The sequence below is a fragment of the Collinsella aerofaciens genome, assembly GCF_005844325.1.
GTDB classification, from domain to species: domain Bacteria; phylum Actinomycetota; class Coriobacteriia; order Coriobacteriales; family Coriobacteriaceae; genus Collinsella; species Collinsella aerofaciens_G.
The window spans coordinates 1-3,343 of sequence record NZ_SPFY01000039.1 but is presented as its reverse complement, the minus strand read 5'-3'; the positions used below and the strand labels follow the sequence as shown (position 1 = coordinate 3,343).

Annotated in this window: 2 protein-coding genes; both read left to right on the top strand. The window is 62.9% G+C overall.

The genetic code is table 11. From position 1 onward, the window contains the following. The first annotated feature begins 258 nt into the window (after window positions 1-258). Window positions 259-2,886, top strand: a complete 2,628-nt coding sequence (gene clpB, locus FGQ61_RS09095; RefSeq protein WP_138375308.1) for an ATP-dependent chaperone ClpB — start codon at window positions 259-261, stop codon at window positions 2,884-2,886. Window positions 2,887-3,016: 130 nt separating this feature from the next. Continuing rightward, window positions 3,017-3,220 carry a hypothetical protein gene (locus tag FGQ61_RS09090; RefSeq protein WP_229025981.1) on the top strand — a complete coding sequence of 68 codons (204 nt, stop codon included), beginning with the start codon at window positions 3,017-3,019 and terminating at the stop codon, window positions 3,218-3,220. Window positions 3,221-3,343: the final 123 nt, after the last annotated feature.

The window sequence follows — 3,343 nt, the reverse complement described above, 5'->3', positions numbered from 1 at the left end:
CAAACGGGCGCTGCCGATCATTTCATCTCGATCTGTAACATCTGGACCCAAAAACGGCTGCTAGATGTTACAGATCGAGACGGTTGGTCGTCGGGGATGCAGTGGGTCGGCGTCTCAGTACCCTATCCTTCAATCACTCAGAAAATCTTATATATAGAGACTTAGATTTGTGTATAAGAACGCGCAAAGCTGGCAACAATACTTCTCGAACAACGTGAAGCCGCCCCGTAGGGCGGCCGCCCCAAGAGAGGTGATTCCATGAGAATCGATAAGCTAGCAATGACGTCGCGCGAGGCGTTGCAGACCGCCATGAGCACGGCTGCCGACGCGCAGGCTGGCGCGGTGGAGCCGATTCATCTGCTGTCTGCCCTGCTCGGTGCCGGCGAGCGCAACATCTCCGTGATCATCGAGCGCATCGGTGCCGACCCTGCCCAGCTCGCACGCTCCACGCAGGATGCCATCGACCATGCGCCCAAGGTTTCCGGCGAGGGCCAGCAGATGGGTCTTTCCAACGAGCTCGTCCGCGTCATCGAAAAGGCCGAGAAGAAGGCCACCAAGATGGGCGACAGCTTTGTGGTGACCGAGCATCTGCTCATGGCACTTGCCGAGGACAAGGGCGAGGCGGGCCGCGTGCTGCGCGACGCCGGCGTGACCAAGGAGCGCATCGAGCAAGTCTACGAGGAGCTGCGTGGCGATGACCGCGTGACATCTGCCGAGGACAAAACCCAGTTTGAGGCGCTGGAGCAGTACGGTCGCAACATCTGTGATCTCGCCCGCGCCGGCAAGCTCGACCCGGTCATCGGCCGTACCGACGAGATCCGCCGTACCATTCAGGTCCTGTCCCGCCGCACCAAGAATAACCCTGTGCTCATCGGCGAGCCGGGCGTCGGCAAGACGGCCATCGTCGAGGGCATCGCCCAGCGTATCGTGGCCGGCGACGTGCCGAGCACCCTGCGCGACCGCGACCTTATCGAGCTCGACATGAGCGCGCTGGTCGCCGGCGCCAAGTACCGCGGCGAGTTCGAGGACCGCTTAAAGGCCGTGCTCAAGGAGGTGCAGAAGTCCGAGGGCAAGGTCATCCTGTTCATCGATGAGCTCCACACTATCGTGGGCGCGGGTGCCACCGAGGGTTCTATGGACGCCGGCAACATCCTCAAGCCGGCGCTCGCCCGTGGCGACCTGCACGCGATCGGCGCGACCACGCTCGACGAATACCGCAAGTACATCGAGAAGGATGCGGCGCTCGCGCGTCGTTTCCAGACCGTTATGGTGAGCGAGCCTACCGTCGAGGACACCATCTCGATCCTGCGTGGTCTCAAGGAGAAGTACGAGATCTTCCACGGCGTGCACATCACCGATAGCGCGCTCGTGGCCGCCGCCGACCTCTCCGATCGCTACATCGCCGACCGCTTCCTGCCCGACAAGGCCATCGACCTGGTCGATGAGGCCGCGAGCCGCCTGCGCATGGAACTCGACAGCATGCCGGTCGAGATCGACGCCACCACGCGTCAGCTCACCCAGCTGCAGATCGAGGAACAGGCGCTCATGAAAGAGACCGATGACGCCTCCAAGGAGCGTCTGGAGGCCCTGCGCCAGGAGATTGCCGAGGTCCAGGAAAAGCTTAACGTGCAAAAGGCCGGCTGGCTCAACCAGAAGAACGCCATCGACCACGTGCAAGAGCTCAAGGGGCAGCTCGACGAGGCCAAGAGCGAAGAGGAGCGCGCGACGCGCAATGGCGATTTGGGTCGTGCGTCCGAGCTGCGCTACTCCGTGATTCCGGGCCTGCAGCAGCAGATTCAGGATTCCGAGGCCGCGCTCGAGGCGCAAAAGCAGCAGGACGGCGAGGGCCTCAACGAACAGGTGACCTCCGATGAGATCGCCGAGGTCGTGAGCGCCTGGACCGGCGTGCCCGTGTCCAAGATGATGCAGGGCGAACTCGACAAGCTCAAGGGCTTGGAGGGCGAGCTGCATAAGCGCGTCATCGGCCAGGACGAGGCCGTCTCCGCCGTCGCCGCAGCTGTGCGCCGCAGCCGTGCGGGCCTCTCCGATCCGGACAAGCCCATCGGAAGCTTCTTCTTCCTGGGTCCCACCGGCGTGGGCAAGACCGAGCTCGCCAAGGCGCTGGCCGAGTGCCTGTTCGATGACGAGCGCGCGCTCGTGCGTATCGACATGTCCGAATACATGGAGAAGTTCAGCGTCCAGCGTCTGATCGGTGCGCCCCCGGGATACGTGGGCTACGACGAGGGCGGCCAGCTCACCGAGGCCGTGCGCCGTCGCCCGTACTCCGTAATCTTGCTCGACGAGATGGAGAAGGCTCATCCTGATGTCTTCAACGTGCTGTTGCAGGTGCTCGACGACGGCCGTCTGACCGATGGCCAGGGTCGTCAGGTGTCCTTCAAGAACACGATCATCATCATGACGTCTAACGTGGGCTCCAAGGCTATCGCCGAGCTTTCCGGCAAGGACGAGGAGGAGATGCGCCATCAGGTCGACGCGGCCATGGCTCAGACCTTCCGCCCCGAGTTCCTCAACCGTATCGACGATATCGTGGTGTTCCATCCGCTCGGTATGGCGCAGATCGAGAAGATCGTCGACATCCAGCTCGCCGACGTCCGCGCGCGTCTGGCCAAGGAGCGCATGACGCTTGCCATCACCCCGGCGGCCAAGCAGATGCTCGCCGTGGGCGGCCTGGACCCGGTCTTTGGCGCCCGTCCGCTCAAGCGTCTGGTTCAGCGCGAGGTCGTGGATGCCATCGCCGCCGCTATCATCGACGGCACGGTGCGCGAGGGCGATCAGGTGACGGTCGATGTCGACAAGGACGGTGGCTTTACCGTCGTGTGCGACAACACGCCGGCGGCCACCTACGAGGTCCCCGACGCAGAGTAAATTATGGGGCCGGCTTTAACCGCACCTCATCGCAAAACGCCAAGGGCGGCGGATCCAATCGGGTCCGCCGCCCTTTTTCGTGCGACAATCGATGATGTTGAGCATGAGTACATGGCAAGGAGATATGCAGATGAAAGACGAGAACAAGACGCACGCACCGGTTGCTGAGGCAGCGCCCACCGCGCCGGTCGCACCGAAGGCTTCTCCCAAACCGGCGCCCAAGCCGCGCGACCCCTACATCCGTGCCGAGAACGAGGACGATGACGGCTACGATCCCTACAGCGATCGCCGCCCCGAGCGCGAGCCGATGTTCGAAGCCGACCCCTGGCGCTAAGTGCCACCCAAAAGGCCACCAATAAGTTGCGGTGAAATAGGGACTGTTTTGCGGTTTGACCAGCAAAAAGGGGGTGCGGACAGAAAGTTGGACCGTGAAGCGGTCCGGACTGGAGGTTCGCAT